The sequence below is a fragment of the Ottowia sp. genome (assembly GCF_016703145.1).
Taxonomy (GTDB): Bacteria; Pseudomonadota; Gammaproteobacteria; order Burkholderiales; family Burkholderiaceae_C; genus Ottowia.
On the sequence record NZ_JADJCO010000005.1, the window covers coordinates 721,053 to 746,912 of the forward strand.

Consider the following 25,860-nt stretch of genomic DNA (forward strand, 5'->3'; position numbering starts at 1 on the left):
CGCGGACAGCCTACGCTTCAGTGCCTTGTCCGCGCACCACCAGAACGAATGGACTTGGCGACATCACCTAGCCCATGACTCTTCCACCGTGTTTGGTGGGCGAGAGAGGGCTTGACCCTCCGACCCCACCATGTCAAGGTGGTGTAGGCGTGGCTTCGACGGGGACGACTGGTGACCCCGCTCAAGGCAAAGTAGAGTCGTCGCGGCAAACTCCCCCAATGAGGATCTCGAGAGCCCTGCGCTTCTCATGCATGTAGTCATGCCCATCATAGTGTCGAGCCTGAACACCGGTCAGACCGTGTGACTGGAGATGCCCTCGCACCTCTCGGCTGACGCCGTGCGCTGCGAGTAGAGTCTCGATGCCCGACCGAATACGCTTCAGCTGGAAACCATCGATCTTGTCGCCGACAACATCACGGGCCCAACCCGCAAGTGTCCGCACGCTGATGTGCTTCTTGCCGCCGGTCGTCGAAACCGCGAACTCGCCCTGTCGCTTGAGCTGCGCGAGGTCCGCGCGGGCCAGCGTCACCAAGGGAATCTGATGCGGCCGAGGCCCTTGGCTCGGTCTTCCCTTGGCATCGAAGATCGTCGCCGCGTCGTCGCTCACGTCTGACCACTTCAAGCGAACGAACTGCTCGATGCGCTGACCACCCGTCAGAAGGTGCAGCCGCAGGGTCGCCGCCTCGGGACCTGGCCGATCGGCAAGCAGCTTCCAATAGGCCTGCAGTTCGGCCTTGGAGAACGGCCGCTTGTCGGCCCGATCGAACTGCGGGGAGCGACGGGTTTGCGCCGCCGGGTTGAAGACCACCTCGAAGGACTTGAAGACCACCGGGATGGAAGCAGTGGTCCGCACGTCAAGCGCGCACTGGTAGGCCGCACGCAGGTAGGACCGCAGCTTGTTGGCAGTACGCCCTTTGCCGGCCTCGATCAGCCTGCGCAGCATGTCAAGCACCTGGTCGGGCGTGAGGTCAACCGCGGGTGCCGCCGCAACGGTCGGCCAGGCTTCAGTGATGTGGCGCTTGAAGATCTGGTCGGCATCGACGTGGCTGCGGCGTTCCTGCGTCTTCAGGTGCGCCACGTAGGCATCAAGAAGCTTTTGCAGCGTGCGCTCAGACTTCGCAGCCTCGGCCACCTTCTGCGCGATGAAGGTCTTGCGCTTCTCGGCATTCGCCTCCCGAAGCCCGCCCGTCTGCGCACGCTCTGCATGCACGTCGGCGAGTTCACGACACCTCTCGAGCGCAGCAGCAAGGCCATAGCCGCGAGGCGTCGGCTGCAGCTTCTTCGGTGGGGCCGAAGGGTCGTAGACGCCGATCGGCTCGCGGCTCGTCTTGCCGCCGAGCGAATAGCGCCAGTAGAGCTGGACCGCGCCATTCGCGAGCTTGCGAGCCTGCAGTGCACCACCTCGATCGAGTCGACTGTGCAGCGTCACGAATGCGCCGCTGTCGAGCGTTCGGATGGCCGCGGTGGCCGCTGAAACTTGATCTCTTGCCATAGTCCGTAGCTGATCTGGTGCCAGTCTGGTGCCAGTCTTGGCGGGAATGGTCCGAGACGACCTGAAACGACTATGGACGTAAGCTGTTGATCTGTAAAGGGTATTCGGAAGGCGACTTGTATCAGGAGATCCCAGGAAATCCCATCCCCAGGGACTGTTAATCCGTAGGTCCCTGGTTCGAGCCCAGGTCGGGGAGCCAAAATCGAAAGCCCTGCACATCGCGAGATGTGCAGGGCTTTTTCGTGCCGCTGCTGCTGCGGCGCTCGTCAGGCCTCCAGGTCGAACACCGCCAGGCTTTCCACGTGCGCCGTGTGCGGGAACATGTTGACCACGCCGGCCGCCGTGCAACGGTAGCCGGCCTGGTGCACCAGCAGCCCGGCGTCGCGGGCCAGGGTGGCGGGGTTGCAGCTGACGTAGACGATGCGGCGTGGCGGGCGCCAGCCGTCGCTGCCGGCGGGCAACGCTTCGGCACCCTCGGCGCCGATGCGGGTCTGGTGGATGGCGGCCAGGGCCTTGACCAGGGCGAAGGCGCCCTCGCGCGGCGGATCGACCAGCCAGCAGTCGGCGCTGCCGTCGGCCACCAGTTGCGCGGCGCTCATGTCGAATAGGTTTCTTGCTGCGAATTCAGTAGCTGCCAGCGCTTGTCCGGCGCGAGCTGAAGCCTGATTTCGTTCAAAATTCTGGCGCGCGCGCGCGACCAGGGCCGCGCTGCCTTCCACGCCCAGCACCTGCCCGGCCTGGGTGGCGATGGGCAGGGTGAAGTTGCCCAGGCCGCAGAACCAGTCGATGACGCGCTCGTGCGGCCGGGCCTGCAGCAGGCGCAGCGCGCGCGTGACGAGGACGCGGTTGATGTGCGGGTTGACCTGGGTGAAGTCGGTCGGCCGGAAGGGCATGGTGATGCCGAACTCGGGCAGCGCGTAGGCCAGCTCCGGCCCGCCCTCGTCCAGCCGGTGCACGGTGTCGGGGCCCTTGGGCTGCAGCCACCACTGCACGCCGTGCGCGGCGGCGAAGTCGCGCAGCTTCTGCTGGTCGCCGCCCGACAGCGGCTCCAGGTGGCGCAGCACCAGGGCGGTCACGTCGTCGCCGCAGGCCAGCTCGATCTGCGGGCAGGTCTCGCGCGCCTGCAGGCCGAAGACCAGCGCGCGCAGCGGCAGCAGCAGGCGGCTGACGTGCGGCGGCAGCACGGTGCATTCGCGCATGTCGGCGACGTAGCGGCTCTTGCGCTCGTGAAAGCCGATGAGCACCTCCCCCTTCTTGTGCACGTGGCGCACCGACAGGCGCGCGCGGTAGCGGTAGCCCCAAGCGGGGCCTTCGATGGGGCGCAGGACGATGTCGGGCCTGACCTTGGCCAGGTGCCATAGGCCGTCCTCCAGCGCGCGCTGCTTCACGGCGACCTGGGCGGCGGGGTCCAGGTGCTGCATCTTGCAGCCGCCGCAGGCGCCGGCGTGCAGGCCGAAGTGCGGGCAGCGCGGGCGCACGCGCAGGCTGGAGGGGCGGTGCACCTCGGTCAGCGTGGCGGCTTCCCAGTTGTTCTTGCGGCGGTGGACGCTGGCGCTGACCAGTTCGCCGGGCAGCGCGCCGTCGATGAACACCACCTTGCCGTCGGGCCGGCGGGCGATGCCCTGCGCATCGATGTCGAGCGCATCGACGTGCAGCCAGCCGTCGGGCAGCGGCGCGGCGGGCATCGTCGGGTCTGCAAGGTCGTCATTCATGGTCAAAACAGGCAAATGCTGGCGTCCCATCTTCGCTGCCAGCTGTCAAAACAGTAGTCATCGCCCCGCTCTCCCCAGCGCCGAAAGCACAACGGGCGCTGCGAGAGCGCCCGTTGCCGGCCCGTGCGGCGCCGCCGTCAGCGCGACGGCAGGTAGCGCGCCGGATCGACCGGCTTGCCGGAGCGGCGGATCTCGAAATGCAGCTTGACGCGGTCGGCGTCGGTGGAGCCCATCTCGGCGATCTTCTGGCCCTTCTTGACGTTCTGGTCTTCCTTGACCAGCAGCGTGCGGTTGTGCGCGTAGGCCGTCAGGAAGGTGTTGTTGTGCTTCAGGATGACCAGGTTGCCGTAGCCGCGCAGGCCCGCGCCGGCATAGACCACGCGGCCGTCGGCGGCGGCCAGCACCGGGTCGCCCGCCTTGCCGGCGATGCCCAGGCCCTTGTTCTTGGCCTCGTCGAAGCCGGCGATCAGCGCGCCGCTGGCGGGCCAGATGAAATCGACGTCGTCGGCGCCAGCCGTAGGCGGCGGCGGTGGCGAAGCCGGCAATGGCGCCGGCGCCGGCGAGGCAGCGCCCCCCGGCGTGGTCTGCGTGGCCACGGGCACGGGCGGCTTGTTGCCGGGCGCGGGAGCCGCCGGCGTGCCAGGAGCGCGCCCGTCGGTAATGATGGCCGGCGCCGCGGCCACGGCGCCCGTCGGCGGCACCACGCGCAGCACCTGGCCCACCTCGATCACGTTGGGGTTGTCCAGGGTGTTCCAGCGCACGATCTCGCGCCAAGGCTGGTTCACCTCGGTGGCGATCTTCATGATCGTGTCGCCCGCCCGGACGGTGTAGTAGCCCGGCTTGCCCGCGTTCTCGGCGCCGGGCAGCGTGGCAGGGTCCACGGTGCCGACGATGGCGGGGGTGCCCAGGCCTCGGTCCTCGACCGGCGCGCGCGTGACGGACGTGGAGGAACACCCAGCCAGCACGGCGGCCGCCAGGGTCATCGAAATCCAAGTCTTGCGACCTGACAACTGCATAGATACCTTCCTTTTGCCCTAGGCAATACCGGATTTTAGTGGCACGAAGTTGACGGTCTCCAGAATGGTCTGCTGAATCCCCTGGCGCGACTTGTCCACCACCACCAGCGCCTGCTGCGACGGCCCGTGGACGATGGGCGCCACGATGCGTCCGCCGTAGGCCAGTTGCTCGATCCATGCCTCGGGCACGGCCTCCCCGCCCGCGGCGGCGATGATGCCGGCGTAGGGCGCGCCTTTGGCGAAGCCGGCCATGCCGTCGCCCAGGATCAGGTGCACGTTGGCCACGCGCAGCGGGCGCAGGTTGGCGCGGGCCTTCTCGTGCAGCTCGCGCAGGCGCTCGATGCTGTAGACCTCGCTGGCGAGCTGGCCCAGCACCAGCGCCTGGTAGCCGCAGCCGGTGCCGATGTCGAGCACGCGGCCCAGCCGGCCACCTTCGCCGCGCAAGCCGCCCTGCATCAGCAGCTCGGCCATGCGTGCCACCACGCTGGGCTTGGAGATGGTCTGGCCCAGGCCGATCGGCAGCGCGGTGTCTTCGTAGGCCTGCGGCACCAGCGCGCCGTCGACGAAGTGGTGCCGGTCCACCGCGCCCATGGCGCCCAGCACCTGCGCATCGCGGATGCCCTCGGCCGCCAGCAGCTGCACCATGCGCGCGCGCGCCGGGATGGGGTCGCGCGACTGCGAGGGCAGCGGCGCGGCGGCGCCCGGGCCGGATGCGGACGCGGGCGGTGGCGGCGGACGGACAGCGGCGCCGACGGGCGGCTTGGCGCCCGATCCCAGGTCGATGCGGGCCGGAAGCCCGGGCGCGGCGGCGGCGCGGCCATCAGCCCTGCCCTCCGGCCAGCATGTGGTTCAGGCCCTGCGCCCAGTAGGCCAGCGCGTCGTGGTCGGTCAAGTCCACCTTGAGCGGCGTGATGGCCACGTGTCCCTGCGCGGTGGCGTGGAAGTCCGTGCCCTCGCTGGCGTCCAGCGCCGCGCCGGCGCCGCCGATCCAGTACATCGTGTCGCCGCGCGGGCTGGGCATGGTGATCACCTTCTCGGCCGCGTGGCGGCGGCCCAAGCGGCAGACCTTGGGCGGCTTGACCTGATCGACCGGCAGGTTCGGGATGTTCACGTTCAGCAGCCACGGCCTGCCGCCTTCGAGCTGGTGGGCGCCGATGCGCCGCACCAGGTCGGCCGCGACGGCGGCGCAGGCGTCGATGTGGGCCCAGCCCTTGTCGATCTGCGAGAACGCGATCGCCGGGATGCCGAACAGGTAGCCTTCCATCGCCGCGCCCACGGTGCCCGAGTAGATGGTGTCGTCGCCCATGTTGGCGCCGTTGTTGATGCCGGAGACCACCAGGTCGGGCCGGTAATCCAGCAGGCCGGTGAGCGCGATGTGCACGCAGTCGGCCGGGGTGCCGTTGACGTAGCGAAAGCCATTGGCCGCGCGGTGCACGTACAGCGGCGAGTGCAGCGTGAGCGCATTGGACTTGGCGCTGTTGTTGTGCTCGGGCGCGACGACCTCGACCTCGGCGAAGGTCCGCAGCGCATCGTGCAGAGCCACGATGCCCTGGGCCTGGAAGCCATCGTCGTTGCAGAGAAGAATCTTCATCGTTGGGCGGCTGACATGCAACCGATTGTAGGGGGGCATCCCGGGGCGTCGGCCACCGTCGCTCGCGTGACGCTCGGAAGGGTTCGGAGGGAATGACAAGCCTCTATGATCGGCGCGGACACCCCCACCGGACAACCCCCAAGGAGATTCCCGCATGCACGCATGGCTCTGCGAAAACCCCGTCGGCGTCGACGCCCTGACCTGGAAGGAGCTGCCCACGCCGAAGCCCGGCAAGGGCCAGGTGCTGATTCGCATCCAGGCGGCCAGCCTGAACTTCCCCGACCTGCTGATCGTGCAGAACAAGTACCAGACGAAGCCCGAGCTGCCCTTCGTGCCCGGCTCCGAGTACGCCGGCGTGATCGAGGCCGTGGGCGAAAACGTGACCAACCTGAAGGTCGGCCAGACCGTGGCCTGCCTGTCGGGCACGGGCGGCTTCGGCACCCACACGCTGGCGCCGGCCAATCTGTGCATGCCGCTGCCGCCGGGCTTTCCGCCGGTGGACGCGGCGGCCTTCATCATGATCTACGCCACCAGCCACCACGCGCTGATCGATCGCGGCCAGCTCAAGGCCGGCGAGACCGTGCTGGTGCTGGGCGCGGCCGGCGGCGTCGGCATGTCGGCGATCCAGATCGCCAAGATCGCCGGCGCCAAGGTGATCGCCGCCGCCTCCACCGACGAGAAATGCGCGTTCTGCAAGTCGCTGGGCGCCGACGAAACCATCAACTACACCACGCAGGACCTGCGCGAGCGCCTGAAGGAGCTGACCGGCGGCAAGGGCCCCGACTTGATCTACGACCCGGTCGGCGGCGACTTCACCGAGCCGGCCTTCCGCTCGATTGCCTGGCGCGGGCGGCACCTGATCATCGGCTTCGCCGCCGGGGACATTCCGGCGCTCAAGATCAACCTGCCGCTGATCAAGGGCGCCAGCTTGGTGGGCGTGTTCTGGGGCGAGTTCGCGCGCCGCGAGCCGCGGGCCAACGCGGCCATGATGGAGGAACTGGCCACCTGGTACGCGCAAGGCAGGATCAAGCCGCAGATCGACCGCCAGATGCCGATGAGCGAGCTGAAGGCCGCCTACGCCCGCATGGGCTCGCGCGAGGTGCGGGGCAAGCTGGTGCTGGTCAACGAGTGAGCCCGCGGCCACGGCGCGCTGCTTCAGCGCCGCTGCCGCCGCTCCCGCGCGCGCCGGGCCTGGCGGCTTTCCTGGGCGCGCGCGGCGGCCTCCTGCTTGGCGCGGCGCTTGGCGCGCCAGCCGTTCGACAGGCGCCGGCCGAGCCAGGCGCTGCACAGCCCGGTGACGATCGCCACCAGCAGGCCGACGGTGGACAGGTCGAGGTTCATCCTAGAAACGGCAGTTGAACGCGCCCGCCAGTGCCGTGATCGGCGTGGCAGGCAAGGCGGGAGGACGCGGCAGGCTGATGCCTGCAAGGACGAGCAACGCCGCATGGCGCGGCGAGCGCGGTGCTGGCGGGCGCGTAGCGCTGCTCCCTCTCCGGTGAGCGTCGGCGAAGCAGCCAAAATCAATGGTCATGCGGCCTTCCTGAAGATGACGAGCGGTCAACTGCCGTTTCTAGGATCATTCGACCCTCGCGATGCCGCTGGGCTTGAAGCCCAGGTCCGCCGCCCTGCCCTTGCGCGCGCGGGCGGCGCGGGCGTTGTTCAGGCTGCGGATCTCCAGTTGCTCCTCGCGCGGCTTGCCGCCGCGCCGACGCCGTGGATGCGCACGCTGCGCGTGTAGGCCGCCGCGCCGGCCAGGCTGTCCTTGGCCTCCAGGTCGATCAGCTTGAGGCCGCGCCCACCCTTCTCCATGATTTTCAGCTCGCCAATCTCGAAAGTCAGGATGCGCCCGCCGGTGGAGGCGCAGGCCACGTGCGTGGCCGCTACCATTTGGATAGCTATCGGCGCAGCATTGGTGCTGGCTGAGGGCGGTTTTACTTCAAAATCTTTGGCCGCGAGCGAAGGGCGGCAAATCTGCTCGCCATCGCCCACCGTGATGAAGGATTTGCCGCCGCGCTGGCGCGAGAGCATGTGCTCCACCCGCGCCAGGAAGCCGTAGCCGCCCGAGCCGGACAGCAGCAGTGTCGCCTCTTCCGGCCCGGCGAAATAGTGCAGCGGCTGCGTGCCGGCCTCCAGGTCGATCTGGGTGGTGATGGGCTGGCCGTCGCCGCGCGCGCCGGGCAGGCTGGCCACGGGCACGGTGTAGACGCGCCCGTTGCTGCCGAACACCAGCAGCGGGTCCACCGTGCGGCACTCGAAGGTGCCGTACAGGCTGTCGCCAGCCTTGAAGGCGAAGGCCGCCGCGTCGTGGCCGTGGCCCTGGCGGGCGCGCACCCAGCCCTTGTCGCTGACGACCACCGTCACCGGCTCGTCCAGCACCCGGACCTCGGCCACCGCCTTCTTCTCGGCCTGGATCAGGGTGCGGCGCGGGTCGGCGAACTGCTTGGCGTCGGCCTCGATCTCCTTGATCATCAGGCGGCGCAGCGCGGCGGGGCTGCCGAGGATGTCCTCCAGGCCGCCCTGTTGCTCGCGCAGCGCCTTCAGCTCCTGCTCGATCTTGATGGCCTCCAGCCGGGCGAGCTGGCGCAGGCGGATGTCGAGGATGTCGTCGGCCTGCCGCTCCGTCAGCGCGAAGCGCGCGATCAGCGCCGCCTTGGGCTCGTCGCTGGCGCGGATGATGGCGATGACCTCGTCGATGTTCAGCAGCACGAGCTGCCGGCCTTCGAGGATGTGGATGCGGTCCAGCACCTTCTGGAGCCGGTGCCGGCTGCGGCGGGTGATGGTCTGCTGGCGGAAGGCGATCCATTCCTCCAGCATGCGGCGCAGAGGCTTCTGCACCGGCCTGCCGTCGAGGCCGACGCTGGTCAGGTTGATGGAGCTGGACGATTCCAGGCTGGTGTGCGCCAGCAGCGCGCGCGCCAGCTCGTCCTGGCCCACGGTGCGGCTCTTGGGCTCGAACACCAGGCGCACCGGCGCCTCGCGGCTGGACTCGTCGCGCACGCCGTCCAGCACGGCCAGCACCGTGGCCTTGAGCTGGTTCTGCTCTTGCGTGACGGCCTTCTTGCCGGCCTTGACCTTGGGGTTGGTGATCTCCTCGATCTCCTCCAGCACCTTCTGCGCCGAGGTGCCGGGCGGCAATTCGGTGACGACCAGCTGCCACTGGCCGCGTGCCAGGTCCTCGATCTTCCAGCGCGCGCACCTTCAGGCTGCCGCGGCCCGAGCGGTAGGCGTCCTGGATGTCGGCGGCGCTGCTGATGATCTGGCCGCCGCCGGGGTAGTCGGGGCCGGGCAGCAGGCCGAACAGCTCGTCGTCGCTCAGTTGCGCGTTCCTGACCAGCGCCACGCAGGCGTCGGCCACCTCGCGCAGGTTGTGGCTGGGGATCTCGGTGGCCAGGCCCACGGCGATGCCGCTGGCGCCGTTGAGCAAGGCGAAGGGCAGGCGCGCGGGCAACTGACGCGGCTCCTCGGTGCTGCCGTCGTAGTTGGGCACGAAGTCGACCGTGCCCTCGTCGATCTCGCCCAGCAGCAGCTGCGTGATGCGCGCCAGCCGCGCCTCGGTGTAGCGCATGGCGGCGGCGCCGTCGCCATCGCGGCTGCCGAAGTTGCCCTGGCCGTCGATCAGCGGGTAGCGCTGGCTGAAGTCCTGCGCCATGCGCACCAGCGCGTCGTAAGCGGCGGTGTCGCCGTGCGGGTGGAAGCGCCCCAGCACGTCGCCCACCACGCGGGCGCTCTTGACCGGCTTGGCCGGCGTGGCGCCATTGGGGCCGCTGTAGCCGAGGCCCATGCGCTCCATGGCGTACAGGATGCGGCGCTGCACCGGCTTCTGGCCGTCGGCCACGTCGGGCAGCGCGCGGCCCTTGACGACGGACAGCGCGTATTCGAGGTAGGCCCGCTGGGCGTAGGTGGCCAGCGCCAGGTCGCTGTCCGACCCGTCGCCGGCCCCGGTCAGGTCGAGGACCGCTTGATCGTTCATGGAAAGAGGAAGTGGAAAAAAGGAGTCACTCGGCCGCGGGCAGGGTGTAGCGCACGGGCACCAGCGGGCTGGCCGCCTCGGGCGCCGGCCCGGGCGCGGGCGCGCCGCCCAGCTCCACCCGCACGCGGCCCTTGACGCGAGAGACGATGGAGGCCACCGGCGGCGTGCCGGCGGGGGCCGGCGCCGGCTTGAAGGCGGCGTACAGGCCCATCACCGTCCGCACGTAGCCCCGCGTCTCCTTGTAGTTGGGCACCTGACGGCCGGCGCGCTGCACCGCGCCCTCGCCCGCGTTGTACGCGGCCACGGCCAGCTCGGTGTCACCCTGGAAAAGTTTCAGCAGGTACGCCAGGTAGCGGGTGCCGGCGAGGATGTTGGTGCGGGGGTCGGTCAGCTTCTGCACCACCGACCGCCCGGCCCCCGGGCGCCCGGGCGGGTCGGCGGCGACGCCGTACTGCGCCGCCGTGGTGGGCAGCAACTGCATCAGCCCGACGGCCCCTTTGGGCGAAATGGCCGCGGGATCGAACCCCGATTCGGCGGCGATCACGGCTTTGATCAGTCCGTAGTCCACCGCGTGCGTCCGGGCCGCCGCCTGGATGTGCTCTCGCACCGCCTTGTAGCCCCGCGACTCGTCCAGGCCGGCAAAGCGCCGCGGCACCGCCTGCGACGGCGCGCGGGCGGGCGCCGCCGGCCGCGCGCCCAGGTCGAGCCGGGTCAGGTCGTTGCCCTTGAAGAACAGCGTGTAGCGCGCATCGACCTGTTCAGCGGCGAAGTGCGTCACGCCCTGCGCGTCCACCAAGGCCCACAGGCCGGCGCGCGCCGGAACACTCAAAAACAATAGCGCGACAGACAATGCCAGTGCTGGCCAGCGCCTGAAAACACTCAAGAAATGGGGGTGCATGAAGGTCAAATGTCAATGTCCACGGCGTCGCCGTGCAGTTCCATCAGCTCGCGGCGCGCGGCGGCCTCGCCCTTGCCCATGAGCTTGGTCATCTCCGCCGCCGTGCGGCTGGCGTCGAATGCCCCCAGCCGCACCGGCAGCAAGCGGCGGGTGTCGGGGTTGAGCGTGGTTTCCCACAACTGTTCCGCGTTCATCTCGCCCAGGCCCTTGAAGCGGCTGATGGTCCATTTTCCTTCAGGCACGCCATCCTTGCGCAGCTTGTCCAGGATGGCGGTCAGCTCGCCCTCGTCCAGCGCGTACAGCTTGGCGGCCGGCTTCCTGCCGCGCGCCGGCGCATCGACGCGGAACAGCGGCGGGCGCGCCACGAACACGTGCCCGGTATCGATCAGGCGCGGGAAGTGGCGGAAGAACAGCGTCAGCAGCAGCACCTGGATGTGCGCGCCGTCCACGTCGGCGTCCGACAGGATGCAGATTTTGCCGTAGCGCAGCGCCGACAGATCGGGCTCGTCCTGCGGCCCGTGCGGGTCGACGCCGATGGCCACCGAGATGTCGTGGATCTCGGTGTTGGCGAACAGCCGGTCGCGCTCGACCTCCCAGGTGTTCAGCACCTTGCCGCGCAGCGGCAGCACCGCCTGCGTCTCCTTGTCGCGGCCCATCTTGGCGCTGCCGCCGGCCGAGTCGCCCTCGACCAGGAAGACCTCGTTCAGCGCGAGGTCGCGGCTTTCGCAATCCGTCAGCTTGCCGGGCAACACGGCCACGCCGCTGCCCTTGCGCTTCTCGACCTTCTGGCCGGCGCGCTGGCGGCTCTGCGCGGCCTTGATGGCCAGCTCGGCCAGGCGCTTGCCGTGCTCCACGTGCTGGTTCAGCCACAACTCCAGCGCGGGCCGGACGTAGCCCGACACCAGCCGCACCGCGTCGCGCGAGTTCAGGCGCTCCTTGATCTGGCCCTGGAACTGCGGGTCGAGCACCTTGGCCGACAGCACGTAGCTGGCGCGCGCGAACACGTCCTCGGGCATCAGCTTGACGCCCTTCGGCAGCAGCGCGTGCAGCTCGATGAAGCCCTTGACGGCCTGGAACAGCCCGTCGCGCAGCCCGCTGTCGTGCGTGCCGCCCGCCGTGGTGGGGATCAGGTTGACGTAGCTCTCACGCACCGGCGCGCCGTCCTCGGTGAAGGCCACGGCCCACTGCGCGCCCTCGCCCTCGGCGAAGCTCTCGGCGTCCTTGCCGGCCCAGCCCTCGCCCTCGAAGACGGGGATCACGGGCTCGGCCGGCAGCGTCTGCTCCAGGTAGTCGCGCAGGCCGCCCTTGTACTGCCAGCTCCGCGTGTCCTTCTTCTTCTCGTCGATGAGCTGCACCGTCACGCCGGGCATCAGCACCGCCTTGCTGCGCAGCAGGTGCGTCAGCTCGGCCAGGGGCAGGTGGGGCGATTCGAAGTATTTCGGGTCGGGCCACACGCGCACCGTGGTGCCTTGCTTGCGGTCGCCCTCGGCCTGCTTGCGCAGGTGCAGCTTCTCGACCACATCGCCGCCCTCGAAGGCCAGGGTGGCGACCATGCCCTCGCGATGGCTGGCCACCTCCATGCGCTTGCCCAGCGCGTTGGTGACCGACACGCCCACGCCGTGCAGCCCGCCGGAGAAGCTGTAGGCGCCGCCCTTGCCCTTGTCGAACTTGCCGCCGGCGTGCAGGCGGGTGAAGACCAGTTCCAGCACCGGCGCCTGCTCCTCGGGGTGCAGGCCGTAGGGAATGCCGCGGCCGTCGTCTTCGACGCCGACCGAGCCGTCAGCGTGCAGCGCGACCTTGATCTTCTTGCCGAAGCCGGCCAGCGCCTCGTCGGCGGCGTTGTCGATCACCTCCTGGATGACGTGCAGCGGGTTGTCGGTGCGGGTGTACATGCCCGGCCGCTGCTTGACGGGCTCCAGGCCCTTGAGGACGCGGATCGAACCTTCCGAGTAGGCCGGGACAGTCGTGGGGGAAGTTGCCATGGCGATGGATTGTAGTCAGCCGCCCCGCAAGACTGTATATAAATCCATATTTCACCCCAGCCCACGAGGACGCATGGCTGCGGTCGGCGGGATAATGGCCGCTCCTTCACTCTGTCCTGCGCGAGGCACGCGATGGCCGGGGCAGAGGACCGGCACGTGACGGTGGCCGGCAACCTGTTCGTGGCCCTGCGCCAGCACTTGCGCGGCACGCCCTGCCACACCTTCATCAGCGACCTGAGGCTGCACGTGGCGGAATCGAACGCCTATTTCTATCCCGACCTGATGGTGACCTGCCATGCGCAGGACCATGCCTCGCGCCAGTCCAAATCGCAGCCGGCGCTGATCGCCGAAGTGCTCTCCGCCCAGCACCGGCAGCCATGACCGGGGCGTGAAGTTCGCGCACTACCGCCGCATCGCCAGCCCGCGCAAGTGCGCGCTGGTGGACAGCGATCCGCGCAGCGCCGACGTCTACCGCAAGGGCGCCGATGGCCTATGGGTGCTGCACCCCTTCGCCATGGGCGAGACGGTGGAACTGGCCAGCGTCGAGTTGCGAATCCCGGCCGCCGACCTGTTCGCCGACATCGATCCGCCTGCCGCCGCTTGAGCGGCGCCGCCACGGGTTTCTTCGGCGGGAAGTCGAGCGCCTGAGCACCGGCTGGCGCCGGCATCGCCGCGAGAAGCGCGGCGCAAGCCGCGCCCGCCGCCAGAAGGCGTCGCTGGAATTTCATCGTGGATCTCCTTGTGTGTGATAGATCAGGTGGGAAGGCGATCACGCGGCCCTGATCAATCCGCGTCCAGCCCGATGGGGCTGGGCCGGCGCTTTTCCACCGCATGCCGCAGCAGCGCGGCGGCGCGGAAGATGCCGTGGGCGAACTTGCCGTAGGGCAGCGTGGCGAACAGCGCCATCACCGCACCCAGGTGCAGGCACAGCAGCAGCGCCATGGCCGGCGTGCCGCGCGCGACCCACAGGCCCAGGCCGCTGGCGCTGACCAGGAACAGCAACGCGATGAAGCCCAGGTCCATGGGTTTCTGCGCCGCGTCGCCGTGCAGCGGATGGCGGTGCAGGTTGAGCCAGCCCAGGCCTGCCGTGCCCGCCACCAGCATCACGCCCCCCACCGCGCCCAGCAGCTTGGGCAGGCTGGGCAGCTCGTAGGGCGCGGGCTGGCCCAGCAGGTAGTGGTAGAGCGTGGCCACCGAGGTGGCGGCGAAGCACAGCAGAAAGCCGTAGAAGGTCAGGTGGTGGAAGCGCCGGCGCGAGAGGGTGTAGGCGTCGTCGTCGTTGTGGCAGCCCTCGCCATGGCCGCCGTCCAGGTACTTCAGGCGCAGCACGTCGTGCGTGGCTTCGAACGTGGCCGGCGCGCTCAGGCGGGGCGCCGCTGGTCACGGGCGTGATCTCGCGCCAGAAGCGGCGCACACCCAGCGCCAGGGCCAGCACCGCGAACAGGAACACGGGCGCGAACAGCCCCACCATGAGGTTGTGCGGGAACAGGTCGTAGAAGCTGCCGCCCGCGGGAGTGGCCGACCACAGTCCGTCCGGCCCGCCCTTGAGCAGCACCGCCAGCAGCAGGAACAACGCCAGCCCCGCGGCCAGCGCGAGCGACAGCGTCAGGCCGTTGCGCTCGTACAGCCGCCCCAGGGTGGGCGGCCAGGCGTAGTCGTGATACGTCTGGCCACGCACGCGCGCCATGGCCTGTGGGATGTTGACGGCGAATTCATGCGGCGGCGCGTACTGGCAGGCATGCAGGCAGGCGCCGCAGTTGTGGCACAGGTTGGCCAGGAAATGCACGTCCGCGGACGGAAATTCGAGCCGCCGCGTCATGGCCGGGAACACGGCGCAGAAGCCTTCGCAGTAGCGGCAGGCATTGCAGATCCGCAATTGCCGCGCCGCCTCGGCCTCGATGTCCGTCGGCGCGGACATCGGCACCACCTCCCCCATCGCCAGCGCGTGGGCATCGCGCACCAGGGCGTCAAGCGACTGCATGGCGTTCTCCCGGCGCTTGCGCCTTGGCCAGCTCGGCGCCGATCAGCGCCGCCAGCGCCTGGGGCGGCCGCTGCGCCGCCGCGTGCGCCGCATTCACGCCCGCGATGCGGCCGAAGGCGGTGCCGATGCTCATGCCCACGCCCGCCGTGTAGCCCTGGCCCAGCACGTTGCCGGCCATCATCTCGCCCGCGACGAAGAGGTTGGGGCTCGCCGCGCCGCCGAATCGCACGGCGGCCGTGTCGTCGGTCTTCAGCCCCAGGTAGGTGAAGGTGACGCCGGGCTTGAGCGCATAGCCATGGAAGGGTGCGATGACGATGGGCCGGGCCCAGTGCGTCTTGGGCGGGGCCAGGCCCTCGGTATGGCAGTCGTCCAGTGCCGTGTGGTCGAAGGTGCCCGCGCGGCAGGCCGCGTTGTAGGCGTCCAGCGTGCGCATGAAGGCGTCCACGGGCAGGCCGAGTCTGCCCGCCAGCGCGGGCAGACTGTCGGCCTTGCCCCCCGGGAACACGGTCGGCATGAAGCGCCCGATGGCCTGGCTGTCGATGACGCAATAGCCGACCTGCCCCGGCTGCTGTGCCACCAGCCGGCCCCAGATCGCATAACGCTTGGGCCAGAAATCCTCGCCCTCGTCGTGGAAGCGCGCGCCCTCGCGGTTCACGACCACGCCCAGCGACACACAGTCGATGCGCGTGCAGATGCCGCCGTCGTACAGCGGCGCGCGCGCGTCGATGGCCACCATGTGCGCCTGCGTGGGGTCGCCAATGCGCTCGGCGCCGTGCTCATCGAGCAGGTGGCGCAGCAGAACGCCCTGGTTGTAGGCCGTGCCGCGGATCAGGAAGTTGTCCGACGGCCATTCGCCGCGTGCGTTGCGGCCCCAGGCCTCGCGCAGCCAGTCGCGGTTGGACTCGAAACCGCCGGCGGCCAGCACGCAGCTCCTGGCGGCGATGCGCTCGCCCTTCACCCAGGCGGCCTTGAATTCGCCGTCGCCTATTTCCAGCCGATCCACGGGCGATTCGTAGCGCACCTGCACGCCCATCGCCTCGGCGCTGCGGTAGTAGGCATTGACCAGCGCCTTGCCACCGCCCATGAAGAAGGCGTTGGTGCGCGCCACGTGCAGCGCGCCCGACAGCGGCGGCTGGAAGTGCACGCCATGGCGGCGCATCCAGGGCCGGCACGCCGCGGAATGGCGGATCACCAGCCGCGCCAGCGGCTCGTCGGTGAGGCCGCCGGTCACCTTGAGCAAGTCCTGCCAGAACTCCTCCTCGGGATAGGCCTCGACCAGCACGTCCTGCGGCGCGTCATGCATGCAGCGCAGGTTGCGGGTGTGGCTGGAATTGCCGCCGCGCCAATCGCGCGGCGCGGCTTCGAGCAGCAGCACGCTGGCGCCGGCCTCGCGCGCCATGAGCGCGGCGCACAGCGCGGCGTTGCCGCCGCCAATGACGAGCACGTCGGGGTTCATCGGGAATTTGCCTCTTTTTTTTGCGGGACCGGCGCGGGAGCGTCGGGCGCCTCCAGCCGTGCCCAGCGAAAGCGCGACGCCGCGTCCGGGTAACGGCCCAGCGCCGCCCAGGGCTGCAGCGTGCCTCCCAGCCCCGCATCGACGGCGGCCATCACCATGGCCAGCGAATCGACCTCCAGCACCACGCGAGGCGTGAAGCGGGCGCGGGCAAAGACAGCATCCAGCGTCCAGCGCAGCCCATGCGGGCCGGTGGGCAAGATCAACGGTTCGTTGGCCAGGGCCTCGACGCCCTGCGTGGCCGGCAGCGGCGCGGCCCCGGCGCCGCGGATGAGGAAAAGCTCCTCTTCCATCAGCGGCCGCACCTGCCAGCCCCGGCCAGCGCCGGCAGCGGGCTGCCGCAAATCGGCCACGTCACGCCTTGCGGCGTGCGCTGCAACAGGCGGGTCGCCAACTCACCCTCCAGCCGGCCGATCTGCTGACTCAGGGCCGACTGCACCATGTCCAGTTCCAGCGCGGCGCGGCTCATCGAGCCGGCCTCGACGATGCGCACGAAGTAGCGAAGCTGACGCAGTTCCACGGACGGCATTGTGTGGCCTCGCGGGCGGCCGGCATACGCTGGCCAAAGCACCGACAATCGCCGTTCAGCCTGGTGCCCGGCGCGCCTAAACGACTGCTCTCCTGAGACAGGGTTCAGGCCAAATCAGCCTTTTGCCCGCATCTGCATTGCGCCATCAGCTATACACTCGATAGCAAAAAAATTACCGTGCCATGACCTGCACCAACCCTCTTGCATCACCTCTGCCCTCGCCCTGGGTGGTGCGCTTCACGCCGCTGGTGGCCGCCTGCGCGCCGGTGCTGGACGTGGCCTGCGGCCAGGGGCGGCACCTGCGCTGGTTCGCCGGGCGCGGCCACCCGGTCACCGGCGTGGACCGCGACGCCGCCGCCATCGCCGCCGCGCAAACGCTGGGCGAGGCCGTGCAGGCCGACATCGAAGGCGGGCCGTGGCCGCTGGCGGGCCGGCGCTTCGGCGCGGTGGTCGTCACCCACTACCTGTGGCGGCCGCTGCTGCCCACCCTGCTGGACAGCGTGGCCGACGGCGGCGTGCTGATCTACGAGACCTTCGCCGCCGGCAACGAGACGGTGGGCAAGCCGTCGCGCGCCGACTTCCTGCTGCGGCCGGCCGAGCTGCTGCGCCTGTGCGGCGGCCCCGGCTGGCGCGTGGTGGCCTTCGAGGACGGCTTCCTGCCTCGGCCGGACCGCTTCATCCAGCGCATCGCGGCGGTGCGCGCCGGCCCGCGCGCGCCAGGGGCGCAGGCGCCGGAACGTTATCCGCTGCAGGGGCTCCAACCAGCGCCTTGATGCCGACCGCCGGCACTAGAATGCGCTTTTCCCGTCGAGACCACACGGACTTCATGACACCCATCACAGGCAGCATCGTCGCCATCGTCACGCCGATGCACGAGGACGGCAGCGTCGACTACCCGGCCCTGCGCAAGCTGATCGACTGGCACATCGCCGAGGGCACGGACTGCATCGGGGTGGTCGGCACCACGGGCGAATCGCCCACCGTGGACGTCGAGGAGCACGAGGAGATCATCCGCGTCGCCGTCGAGCAGGCCGCCGGCCGCGTGCCCATCATGGCCGGCTGCGGCGCCAACTCCACCGCCGAGGCGATCGAGCTGGCGCGCTACGCCCAGCAGGTCGGCGCCGACTGCCAGCTTCAGGTCGTGCCCTATTACAACAAGCCCACGCAAGAGGGCCAGTACCGGCACTTCAGATCAATCGCCGAGGCCGTGGGCGACCTGCCCATGGTGCTGTACAACGTGCCCGGCCGCACGGTGGCCGACATGCAGCACGACACCGTGCTGCGCCTGGCCCAGGTGCCTGGCATCGTCGGCATCAAGGAAGCCACCGGCAACCTCGAGCGCGCGCAGTGGCTGATCCGCGACGTGTCCCCCGGCTTCGCCATCTACTCGGGCGACGACCCCACCGCCGTGGCGCTGATGCTGTGCGGCGGCCAGGGCAACATCAGCGTCACCGCCAACGTCGCGCCGCGCCTGATGCACGAGTTGTGCGTGGCCGCCATCGCCGGCGACCGCCACAAGGCGATGGAGATCCAGTTCAGGCTCATGCCCCTGCACAAGCATCTGTTCGTCGAGGCCAACCCCATCCCCGTGAAGTGGGCCATGGCCCGCCTGGGCCTGTGCGGCCCCACGCTGCGCCTGCCCATGACGCCGCTGGACAGCGCCCACGAAGCCGTGGTGGAGCGTGCCCTGCAAAGCGCCGGCCTGCTCTGACTTACTTCTGTTTTCATAGCTGCCGGCGTATGCTGCATCTGGACAAAAGCCCCATTTCATTCAAAGGAACGCCGAACGTGAAGTCCGCCCAACGTCCCCGCCTCGCGCTGCTCGGCGCCACGCTGCTGCTGGCCGCGGGCGGCTGCTCCGTGCTCGAAGCCGACAAGATCGACTACAAGAGCGCCGGCCGCGGCACCTCCCTCGAAGTGCCGCCCGACCTGACCCAACTGCCCGGCCAGTCGCGCTACAGCGCTGCTGGCGGCGCCGTCACCGCCAGCGGCTACCAGGCCGGCCAGGCCGCGGCCGCCGGCGCCGCGTCGCCCACCGCCTCCAACGCCATGGCCGACGTGCGGTTCCTGCGCGAGGGCGGCGAGCGCTGGCTGCGCGTGGACCGCCCCGCCGACAAGCTGTGGGGGCCGGTGCGCGAGTTCTGGCTGGACAGCGGCTTCCTGCTGGCCATCGACCAGGCCAACCTGGGGCTGATGGAGACCGACTGGGCCGAGAACCGCGCCAAGATCCCGCAGGACTTCATCCGCAGCACCATCGGCAAGGTGTTCGACTCGCTCTACTCCACCGGCGAGCGCGACAAGTTCCGCACCCGGTTCGAGCGCAACGCCGCCGGCGGCACCGACATCTTCGTCACCCACCGCGGCATGGAAGAGGTCTACTCCTCCACGCAGCGCGACAACACCACCTGGCAGCCGCGCGCGCGCGACCCCGAGCTGGAGGCCGAGTTCCTGCGCCGCTTGATGGTCAAGCTCGGCATCTCGCAAGAGCAGTCGCGGGCCGTGATGGCCAGCGCCTCCGCCGCTGGCCCGGCGGCCGCGCCCAACGCGCGCGCGGTCACCGAGGGCGGCGCGCCCGCCGTGCAGATGGGCGACGACTTCGACCGCGCCTGGCGCCGCGTCGGCCTGGCGCTGGACCGCACCGGCTTCACCGTCGAGGACCGCGACCGCAGCAAGGGCGTGTACTTCGTGCGCTACGTCGACCCCACGCTGGAAAAGCAGGAGCCCGGCTTCTTCGGCAAGATGTTCGGGCGCGGCAGTGCCCAGCTCCCCACCAGCAAGTACCAGGTCACGGTGCGCTCGCAGGGGCAGACCAGCCTGGTTTCGGTGCAGGACGGCAGCGGCGCGCCTGCGCCCGCCAAGGACGCGCAGCGCATCGTGCAAGTGCTGGTCGACGAGCTGAAATGAGCCACCTCCAGGCTCCCCCTTGCGGTGGCACCGCCACTGGGGCCGTCGGGTTTCATGCGATGCGGACAGTGCGCAGCGCGACGCATAGGTAGGTTCGATGCTGCGGCTGCGCAGCCTGGCCAGCGGCAGCGCGGGCAACGCCACGCTGGTCGAGGCCACCGACGGCACGCAGCGCACGCGCGTGCTCATCGACTGCGGACTGGGCTGGCGTCAGCTCGCCGCCAGCCTGGCCGGCGCCGGCCTGTCCGTGGACGAGCTGGACGCCATCTTCATCACCCACGAGCACGGCGACCACGTCGGCTGCGCGCCGCTGGTGGCCGCGCGCCACGGCGTGCCGCTGTGGGCCAGCGCGGGCACCCGCCAGGCCCTGCGCCAGGCCGGCTGCGAGTTGCCTATCGCGCTGACGGCCGACGGTGAGACGGTGGCCATCGGCGCCCTGCAGATCCGCCCCTTCACCGTGCCGCACGACGCGCGCGAGCCGCTGCAGCTCACCTGCACGGATGGCGACCGCACGCTCGGCGTGCTGACCGACCTGGGCCACGTCACGCCGCACGTGCTGGGCCGTCTGGCCGGCTGCCACGCGCTGATGCTGGAGAGCAACCACGACCCGGACATGCTGGCGCGCTCGCGCTACCCCGACTTCCTCAAGCGCCGCGTCGGCGGCCCGCACGGCCACCTGAGCAACGCGCAGGCCGCGCACGCCCTGCGCGCCCTGCGCCACGACCGCCTGGGCACCGTGGTGGCCGCCCACCTCAGCGAGCGCAACAACCTGCCCCAGCTCGTGCGCGACGCTTTCGCCGACGCCCTGGGCTGCGCCAGCGGCGACGTGCTGGTGACCAGCCGCCACGGGCTGGACTGGCTGCGGGCCTGAGCGCCCCGCGGCAAAAAAAGCAACACCCCAAGGGGCCGCAACCCACATTCCGCTTGGAAACGTGCTCCTTATCCAGTAGCATCCTGACCAGCCAGGAGGATGCGGGCATCTACGCTGGCAAAGTTTCCCCCAATCCACAACGAGGATCTCCAACCATGGCAACTGCAAAAAAAGCACCTGCGAAGGCAGCGCCGGCCAAGAAGGCAGCTCCGGCCAAGAAGCGCGCGCCCAATGCCGCCTTCGCCAAACCCATGACGCCCAGCCCCGCGCTGGCCGCCGTGATCGGCGCCACGCCCCTGCCCCGCTTCGAAGTCACCAAGAAGGTGTGGGACTACATCAAGGCCAACAAGCTGCAGGACAGCGTGAACAAGCGCAACATCAACGCCGACGCCAAGCTGAAGGAGATCTTCCAGAAGCCCCAGGTGACGATGTTCGAGATGACCAAGCTGGTCAACGCGCACCTGTCCTGATCGCGGCGGCGTGCGCCGCCCTCAGGCCAAAGCCGGCTCGACGAGCCGGCTTTTTATTCTTCGAATGGAATACGACGCAAGCCCGCGTGGGTATTGCGCCATCAGCTGTCAATTCAGGATCGATCAACCTCAAGGCCGAGCCGTGCGTCGCCCCACACCCAGCGCCGCGCCCACCGACAGCAGCAGCACCAGAGCCGCCGCCAGCAGCGTGGCCGAGTACCAGCCCCGGTCCATGAAGACGCCGAAGATCAGCGGCGAGACCGCGAAGCCCAGGTCCAGCCCCGAGTACACCGTGCCGTACACGCGCCCGGTGGCGCCCTTGGGCGTGGCCTTCTTGATCATCATGTCGCGGCTCGGGCCGCCCACGCCGACGGCGAAGCCGGTGACCGCCAGCACCGCCATGGTGCCCGCGCCGCCCAGCCAGCCGGTGGCCGCCAGCGCCATCAGCGCCGCGCCGGCCGTCATGCACCAGGCCACCACGCGGTCGCTGTGCATGGGCGTGCGCGTGGCCACCACGCCGCCGATGAACATGCCCACCGCGCCGGCCACCATGTAGGCCGTCAGCGTGGCGGTGGCGGCCTCGAAACTCGCCCCGTGCACCGCCTGCAGGATGGAGGCCGAGAAGTTCTGCACCACCGCCAGCGTCATGGTCGAGAGGAAGAAGAAGCCGAAGCACCACCACACCACCGGCAGCTTCATGAAAGCCAGGTCGTTGCCGCGCGTGGCGTCGGGCGCGCGGACAACGACCTCGCTGCGCAACTGGGCGCGGTTGAGCACCAGCACCGCCAGGACCAGCACGTACAGCACGGCGGCGGCCAGGTAGCCATGGCGCCAGTGACCGAAGGCGCTGCCGAAGCCCATCAGGAACACCGGCGCCAGCGCCCAGCCCAGGTTGCCCGTCAGCCCGTGCACGCTGAAGGCGTAGCCCAGGCGCGGCGCCGAGACGCGCTGGTTGAGGATGGTGAAGTCCACCGGATGGAAGGGCGCGTTGCCCACGCCCGCGAACACCGCCACCAGCATCAGCCCCGCGTAGCCGTGCGCGAAAAAGCCCGACAGCGCCGCCAGCATGAAGCACACGATGGAGCCGAACAGCACCGGCCGCGCACCCACCCGGTCCACCACGAAGCCGGCGCAGGCCTGCCCGATGCCGGAGATGGCGAAGAACACCGTGGTCAGGAAACCCATCTGCGCGAAGCTGAGGCCGAACTCCTTCATGAAGATGGGGAACAGCGGCGCCAGCAGCAGGTGCGAGAAATGCGAGCTGGCGTGCGCCAGGCCCACCAGGCCGATGACCGTGGCGTCCTGCCGGAGGGGCGCGGCCGGCGCGGCGGACAGCCCGCCCGAGGGCAGCGCGGTGGATGTGGCGGTGTTCATGCGAAGCGAGGGTTGGAGGGGGGGACCCCGGATGGTAGGCGCGCCCACCGAACGCTGCCAGTTGCAGAAATGCGATTGTTTGACAACAATCATCGCAAACAAGCCAAACCAGCGTTTACCCTCATTCATGCCCTCCATCGCCCTGCCCCGCGCCCCGCTGCGCCCCGTGCCGACCACGTCCACGGGCGACCCCCTGTCGTACCGGCCCTCGCCCGGGCGGCCGGTGCGCGGCAAGCGCTCGCACGAGATGGGGCCGGACACGCATTTCGAGCCGCACGCCCACGCCTGGGCGCAGATCGCCTACTGCGCCAGCGGGGTGATCCAGGTCAGCGTGCAGCAGCGGCCGCGCGGCGGCGGCGAGCCGGCGCACACCGACGGCGCCGGCCCCGAGGTGAGCTACATCGTGCCGCCCTCGCGCGCGGTGTGGATCGCCGCCGGCTCGCCGCACGCCGTGACGGTGCAGCAGACGGCCGAGCTGCACACGCTCTACGTCGAACCCAGCGCCATGCCCGCCGGCTGGGACGGCGGCAGCCGCGTCATCGCCGTCTCACCGCTGCTGCGCGAGCTGTTCCTGGCGCTGGAGGACGCCCCGCCCGGCGAGCGCGAACGCTTGCTGGGCGGGCTGGCCATCGACGAGATCGTGCGCGCGCCCACCCAGAGCCTGGGCGTGCCGCTGCCGCACCCGCAGCAGGGCGACAAGCGCCTGCGCGCGCTGTGCCAGGCGGTGCTGCGCGAGCCGGCGCGCGTCGCCACGCTGGCCGAGCGCGCCGCCGACGCCGGCGCCAGCGAGCGCACCGCCGCGCGCCTGTTCCAGGGCGAGCTGGGCACCACCTACCAGCAGTGGCGCCAGCAGGTGGTGCTGGCGCACGCCCTGCCCCTGCTGGCCAGCGGCCAGCCCATCGGCCAGGTGGCCACCGCCTGCGGCTACGCCAGCGAGAGCGCCTTCAGCGCCATGTTCCGCGCCGCGCTGGGGCAGCCGCCGAGCAGCTTCAGGGCTTGAGATTTCAATGAATTCAGGCCGCAGCCCGCATGCAGCAAGCGCGGACAGCTACTGATAAAAGAGCATTCCGAGGCTACAGCAGCCGCCGGATCAGCCCCATCACCCGCTCGAAGCGCGCGCCGTAGGGCGGGTACAGCAGGTGCCCCATGCCCCAGCGCGACTGCACGAACACGCTCTTCTGGTGCGTGAAGCGCAAAAAGCCCGTCTCGCCATGGTAGGCGCCCAGGCCGCTGTCGCCCACGCCGCCGAACGGCAGGCCGTCGTGGGCGATGTGCATCAATGTGTCGTTCACCGTCACGCCGCCGCTCACGGTGCCCTGCAGCACGCGCTGCCGGGCGGCGGCGTCGTCGCCGAACCAGTACAGCGCCAGCGGGCGCGGCCGGGCGTTGATGTGGGCGATGGCGTCCTCCAGCCGGTCGTAGGCCAGCACGGGCAGGACGGGGCCGAAGATTTCGTCCTGCATCAGGCGCGCGGCCGGCGGCGCATCCCACACCAGCAGCGGCGCCATCTGGCGCGCGGCCGGGCCAGATGCGGGCGCCACCCAATCCGATGGGCTGGCGTCCTCCACGCGCGCGCCCAGCGCCCGCGCCTCGGCCACCAGCACCCGCAGGCGCTCGTGCTGCCGCGCGTTGACGATGGCCGCGTAGTCCGGGTTGCCCGCCAGGTGCGGAAACAGCCGTGCCACCGCGCGCCGGTAGGCGTCGGCGAAAGCCGCCTCGCGTCCGCGCGGCAGCAGCAGGTAGTCGGGTGCGATGCAGGTCTGGCCACCGTTGAGCAGCTTGCCGTGCGCGATCTTCAGCGCCGCGCCAGCCAGGTCGGCGCACGAGGCATCGACGATGCAGGGCGACTTGCCGCCCAGCTCCAGCGTGACGGGCGTGAGGTGGCGCGCCGCCGCCGCGGCCACCTGCCGGCCCACCGCCGTGGAGCCGGTGAAGAACAGGTGGTCGAACGGCAGGTCGGCAAAGGCCACCGCCACGTCCACGCCGCCGGTGACCACCGCGAATTCATCGGGCGCGAAATGCCGAGCCACCAATTCGGCCAGCAGCGCCGACGTGCGCGGCGTGTGCTCGCTGGGCTTGAGCAGCACCCGGTTGCCCGCCGCCAGCGCGGTGGCGGCCGGCCCCAGCGTGAGCTGCAGCGGGTAGTTCCAGGGCCCGATGACGCCCACCACGCCCAGCGGCTGGCGCGCGATGAAGGCGTGCGCGGGCTGCAGGTGCAGCGGGGTGCGCACGCGCCGCGGGCGGCTCCAGCGCGGCAGGTGGCGCCGCAGGTCGGCCAGCAGGCCGGCCAGCACCAGGCCGTCGGCCACCTGCGTCAGCCGCTCGCCGCGCAGGCCGAAGTCGGCGTTGACGGCTTCGGCCAGCCGCGCTTGGTGGTCTTGCCAGAGCCGGGCCACGCGCCGCAGGCGGTCCTGGCGCAGGGCCAGCGGCACGTCCACCTCGCGCCGCGACAACTGGTGCTGCGCGGCGAACAGCTGCGTCAGCGCCGGTGCCGCCGCCACGGGCAGGTTTTGATGAAGATTGGCGTTCATGCCGGCGTCCCTGTTGGTGTTGCAGCTGTTAACTTGATAGTTCCTGGCCGATGCGTCAAGCTGCCCAGGTGCGGCGCCAGCAGCTGCGCCAGCCAGTCGCCGAAAGCCTGCACGCGCCGAGACAGATGGCGCCGGTGCGGATAGACCCATTGCACCGGCATGGCGGGCGGCGGCCAGGCCGGCAGCACCACCACCAGTTCGCCGGCGGCCAGGTGCTCGCGCACGTCGAACGCCGGGATCTGGATCAGCCCGAGCCCGGCCAGGCAGCAGGCGACGTACGCCTCGGCATTGTTCACGGTCACGGCGCCCGGCATCGGCAGCGCGCGCAACTGGCCGTCCTCGGTCCATTCCCACGCCGCGACGTGGCCGCTGCCGGGGGAGGCGTAGTTCACCGCGCGGTGCCGCGCCAAGTCGGCCGGCACGGCGGGCGTGCCGTGGCGCGCCAGGTAGGCCGGGCTGGCGCAGTTGATCAGCTTCAGCAGGCCGAGCGGCCGCGCCACCAGGCTGCTGGCCGGCATCTCGCCCACGCGCAGGGCACCGTCGATGCCCTCGTGCACCAGATCGACCGCGCGGTCGCTGGAGCCCAGCTCCAGCTCGACGGCGGGGTGGCGCTCGAAGAACCCCGGCAGGGCCGGCGCCACCAGCCGGCGCGCGATGCGGCTGGGCAGATCCACCCGCAGCCGCCCGCTCAGCGCCTCGCCCGGCGGGCGGAACTGCTGCACCAGCTCCTCGGCGTCGGCCACCAGCACGCGGGCGCGCTCGTGCAGCGCCTGGCCGTCCGCCGTCAGGCTGACCCGCCGCGTCGTGCGGTGCAGCAGGCGCGCACCCAGGCGCTCTTCCAGTTGCTGCACCGCCAGCGACACCGTGGGCCGCGGCAAGTCCAGTTGATCGGCCGCCGACGTGAAGCCCCCGCTGTCGGCCACGCGGAGGAACACGCGCAGTTGATCGATGAGATCCATCGCCTTTATTGGTAATGATTACTGGATAGTCAATCCATTTATTTTGAGTTTAACCAATATAACAAGA

Annotated in this window: 21 protein-coding genes and 3 pseudogenes; 9 read left to right on the plus strand and 15 right to left on the minus strand. The window is 70.2% G+C overall.

The genetic code is table 11. The annotated features are described in order from the left end of the window. Positions 1–181 precede the first annotated feature (181 nt). The 5 genes from IPG65_RS16475 to surE all read right to left on the minus strand — a co-directional run bounded on the left by IPG65_RS16475 (position 182) and on the right by surE (position 5,811). A complete protein-coding gene (locus IPG65_RS16475; RefSeq protein ID WP_293191888.1) occupies positions 182–1,492 on the minus strand; it encodes an integrase in 1,311 nt (436 codons plus the stop codon). A 266-nt stretch (positions 1,493–1,758) separates the two neighbouring features. After that, entirely contained in the window at positions 1,759–3,204 is a 1,446-nt protein-coding gene (rlmD, locus tag IPG65_RS16480) for a 23S rRNA (uracil(1939)-C(5))-methyltransferase RlmD (RefSeq protein WP_293191891.1), read from the minus strand. Positions 3,205–3,341: 137 nt separating this feature from the next. Beyond that, on the minus strand, positions 3,342–4,220 hold the full coding sequence (locus tag IPG65_RS16485) for a peptidoglycan DD-metalloendopeptidase family protein (protein ID WP_366819608.1): 879 nt from the start codon (positions 4,218–4,220) through the stop codon (positions 3,342–3,344). Between the two features lie 18 nt (positions 4,221–4,238). Continuing rightward, a complete protein-coding gene (locus IPG65_RS16490) occupies positions 4,239–4,907 on the minus strand; it encodes a protein-L-isoaspartate(D-aspartate) O-methyltransferase (RefSeq protein ID WP_293193041.1) in 669 nt (222 codons plus the stop codon). Positions 4,908–5,040: 133 nt separating this feature from the next. Next, complete coding sequence (gene surE / locus IPG65_RS16495) at positions 5,041–5,811, minus strand: 5'/3'-nucleotidase SurE (protein ID WP_293191897.1); 771 nt, start codon at positions 5,809–5,811, stop codon at positions 5,041–5,043. A 154-nt stretch (positions 5,812–5,965) separates the two neighbouring features. Between surE and IPG65_RS16500 the strand changes: the two genes are divergently transcribed. After that, a complete protein-coding gene (locus tag IPG65_RS16500) occupies positions 5,966–6,943 on the plus strand; it encodes an NADPH:quinone oxidoreductase family protein (protein ID WP_293191900.1) in 978 nt (325 codons plus the stop codon). A 23-nt stretch (positions 6,944–6,966) separates the two neighbouring features. On the opposite strand, the gene IPG65_RS16505 is transcribed toward IPG65_RS16500, so the two are convergent. The 4 genes and pseudogenes from IPG65_RS16505 to IPG65_RS16520 all read right to left on the minus strand — a co-directional run bounded on the left by IPG65_RS16505 (position 6,967) and on the right by IPG65_RS16520 (position 12,661). After that, positions 6,967–7,152 (minus strand): hypothetical protein, encoded by a 186-nt coding sequence (locus tag IPG65_RS16505; RefSeq protein WP_293191903.1) that lies wholly within the window; start codon positions 7,150–7,152, stop codon positions 6,967–6,969. A 235-nt stretch (positions 7,153–7,387) separates the two neighbouring features. Beyond that, a pseudogene (gene parC / locus IPG65_RS16510) lies at positions 7,388–9,781 on the minus strand (DNA topoisomerase IV subunit A). Between the two features lie 25 nt (positions 9,782–9,806). Further along, a complete protein-coding gene (locus IPG65_RS16515) occupies positions 9,807–10,679 on the minus strand; it encodes a lytic transglycosylase domain-containing protein (protein ID WP_293191906.1) in 873 nt (290 codons plus the stop codon). Positions 10,680–10,684: 5 nt separating this feature from the next. Then, the gene (locus tag IPG65_RS16520) at positions 10,685–12,661 is read right to left on the minus strand and encodes a DNA topoisomerase IV subunit B (RefSeq protein WP_293191908.1); all 1,977 of its coding nucleotides are present in this window, start codon (positions 12,659–12,661) and stop codon (positions 10,685–10,687) included. Between the two features lie 132 nt (positions 12,662–12,793). On the opposite strand from IPG65_RS16520, the gene IPG65_RS16525 reads away from it, so the two are divergent. Both IPG65_RS16525 and IPG65_RS16530 read left to right on the plus strand, forming a co-directional pair. Beyond that, positions 12,794–13,042, plus strand: coding sequence for a Uma2 family endonuclease (locus IPG65_RS16525; protein ID WP_293191910.1), 249 nt, complete (start codon positions 12,794–12,796; stop codon positions 13,040–13,042). A gap of 7 nt (positions 13,043–13,049) precedes the next feature. After that, the gene (locus IPG65_RS16530) at positions 13,050–13,265 is read left to right on the plus strand and encodes a hypothetical protein (protein ID WP_293191912.1); all 216 of its coding nucleotides are present in this window, start codon (positions 13,050–13,052) and stop codon (positions 13,263–13,265) included. Between the two features lie 179 nt (positions 13,266–13,444). Here the strand turns inward: IPG65_RS16530 and tcuB are convergent. The 3 genes and pseudogenes from tcuB to IPG65_RS16545 all read right to left on the minus strand — a co-directional run. After that, positions 13,445–14,642, minus strand: a pseudogene (tcuB, locus tag IPG65_RS16535) (tricarballylate utilization 4Fe-4S protein TcuB). Further along, positions 14,629–16,098, minus strand: coding sequence for an FAD-dependent tricarballylate dehydrogenase TcuA (gene tcuA, locus IPG65_RS16540; protein ID WP_293191915.1), 1,470 nt, complete (start codon positions 16,096–16,098; stop codon positions 14,629–14,631). The pseudogene tcuB and the gene tcuA overlap by 14 nt, the downstream one beginning before the upstream one ends. 53 nt (positions 16,099–16,151) lie before the next feature. After that, positions 16,152–16,675, minus strand: a pseudogene (locus IPG65_RS16545) (LysR family transcriptional regulator); the annotation flags it as partial. Positions 16,676–16,866: 191 nt separating this feature from the next. On the opposite strand from IPG65_RS16545, the gene IPG65_RS16550 reads away from it, so the two are divergent. The 5 genes from IPG65_RS16550 to IPG65_RS16570 all read left to right on the plus strand — a co-directional run bounded on the left by IPG65_RS16550 (position 16,867) and on the right by IPG65_RS16570 (position 20,929). Beyond that, positions 16,867–17,457, plus strand: coding sequence for a bifunctional 2-polyprenyl-6-hydroxyphenol methylase/3-demethylubiquinol 3-O-methyltransferase UbiG (locus IPG65_RS16550; RefSeq protein WP_293191918.1), 591 nt, complete (start codon positions 16,867–16,869; stop codon positions 17,455–17,457). A gap of 53 nt (positions 17,458–17,510) precedes the next feature. Next, positions 17,511–18,395 carry a 4-hydroxy-tetrahydrodipicolinate synthase gene (gene dapA / locus IPG65_RS16555; protein WP_293191921.1) on the plus strand — a complete coding sequence of 295 codons (885 nt, stop codon included), beginning with the start codon at positions 17,511–17,513 and terminating at the stop codon, positions 18,393–18,395. A gap of 77 nt (positions 18,396–18,472) precedes the next feature. Then, positions 18,473–19,588: an outer membrane protein assembly factor BamC gene (gene bamC, locus IPG65_RS16560; protein ID WP_293191924.1), complete on the plus strand. Its 1,116-nt coding sequence runs from the start codon at positions 18,473–18,475 to the stop codon at positions 19,586–19,588. A gap of 97 nt (positions 19,589–19,685) precedes the next feature. Next, entirely contained in the window at positions 19,686–20,459 is a 774-nt protein-coding gene (locus IPG65_RS16565; RefSeq protein WP_293191926.1) for an MBL fold metallo-hydrolase, read from the plus strand. 155 nt (positions 20,460–20,614) lie between these two features. Beyond that, entirely contained in the window at positions 20,615–20,929 is a 315-nt protein-coding gene (locus tag IPG65_RS16570) for an SWIB/MDM2 domain-containing protein (protein ID WP_293191928.1), read from the plus strand. 129 nt (positions 20,930–21,058) lie between these two features. On the opposite strand, the gene IPG65_RS16575 is transcribed toward IPG65_RS16570, so the two are convergent. Then, complete coding sequence (locus IPG65_RS16575) at positions 21,059–22,303, minus strand: MFS transporter (RefSeq protein WP_293191930.1); 1,245 nt, start codon at positions 22,301–22,303, stop codon at positions 21,059–21,061. Between the two features lie 127 nt (positions 22,304–22,430). Between IPG65_RS16575 and IPG65_RS16580 the strand changes: the two genes are divergently transcribed. Further along, the gene (locus tag IPG65_RS16580; RefSeq protein ID WP_293191932.1) at positions 22,431–23,303 is read left to right on the plus strand and encodes a helix-turn-helix transcriptional regulator; all 873 of its coding nucleotides are present in this window, start codon (positions 22,431–22,433) and stop codon (positions 23,301–23,303) included. A 73-nt stretch (positions 23,304–23,376) separates the two neighbouring features. On the opposite strand, the gene IPG65_RS16585 is transcribed toward IPG65_RS16580, so the two are convergent. Beyond that, positions 23,377–24,834 (minus strand): coniferyl aldehyde dehydrogenase, encoded by a 1,458-nt coding sequence (locus IPG65_RS16585; protein WP_293191934.1) that lies wholly within the window; start codon positions 24,832–24,834, stop codon positions 23,377–23,379. Further along, positions 24,831–25,793 carry a LysR family transcriptional regulator gene (locus IPG65_RS16590; RefSeq protein ID WP_293191936.1) on the minus strand — a complete coding sequence of 321 codons (963 nt, stop codon included), beginning with the start codon at positions 25,791–25,793 and terminating at the stop codon, positions 24,831–24,833. The genes IPG65_RS16585 and IPG65_RS16590 overlap by 4 nt, the downstream gene beginning before the upstream one ends. Positions 25,794–25,860: the final 67 nt, after the last annotated feature.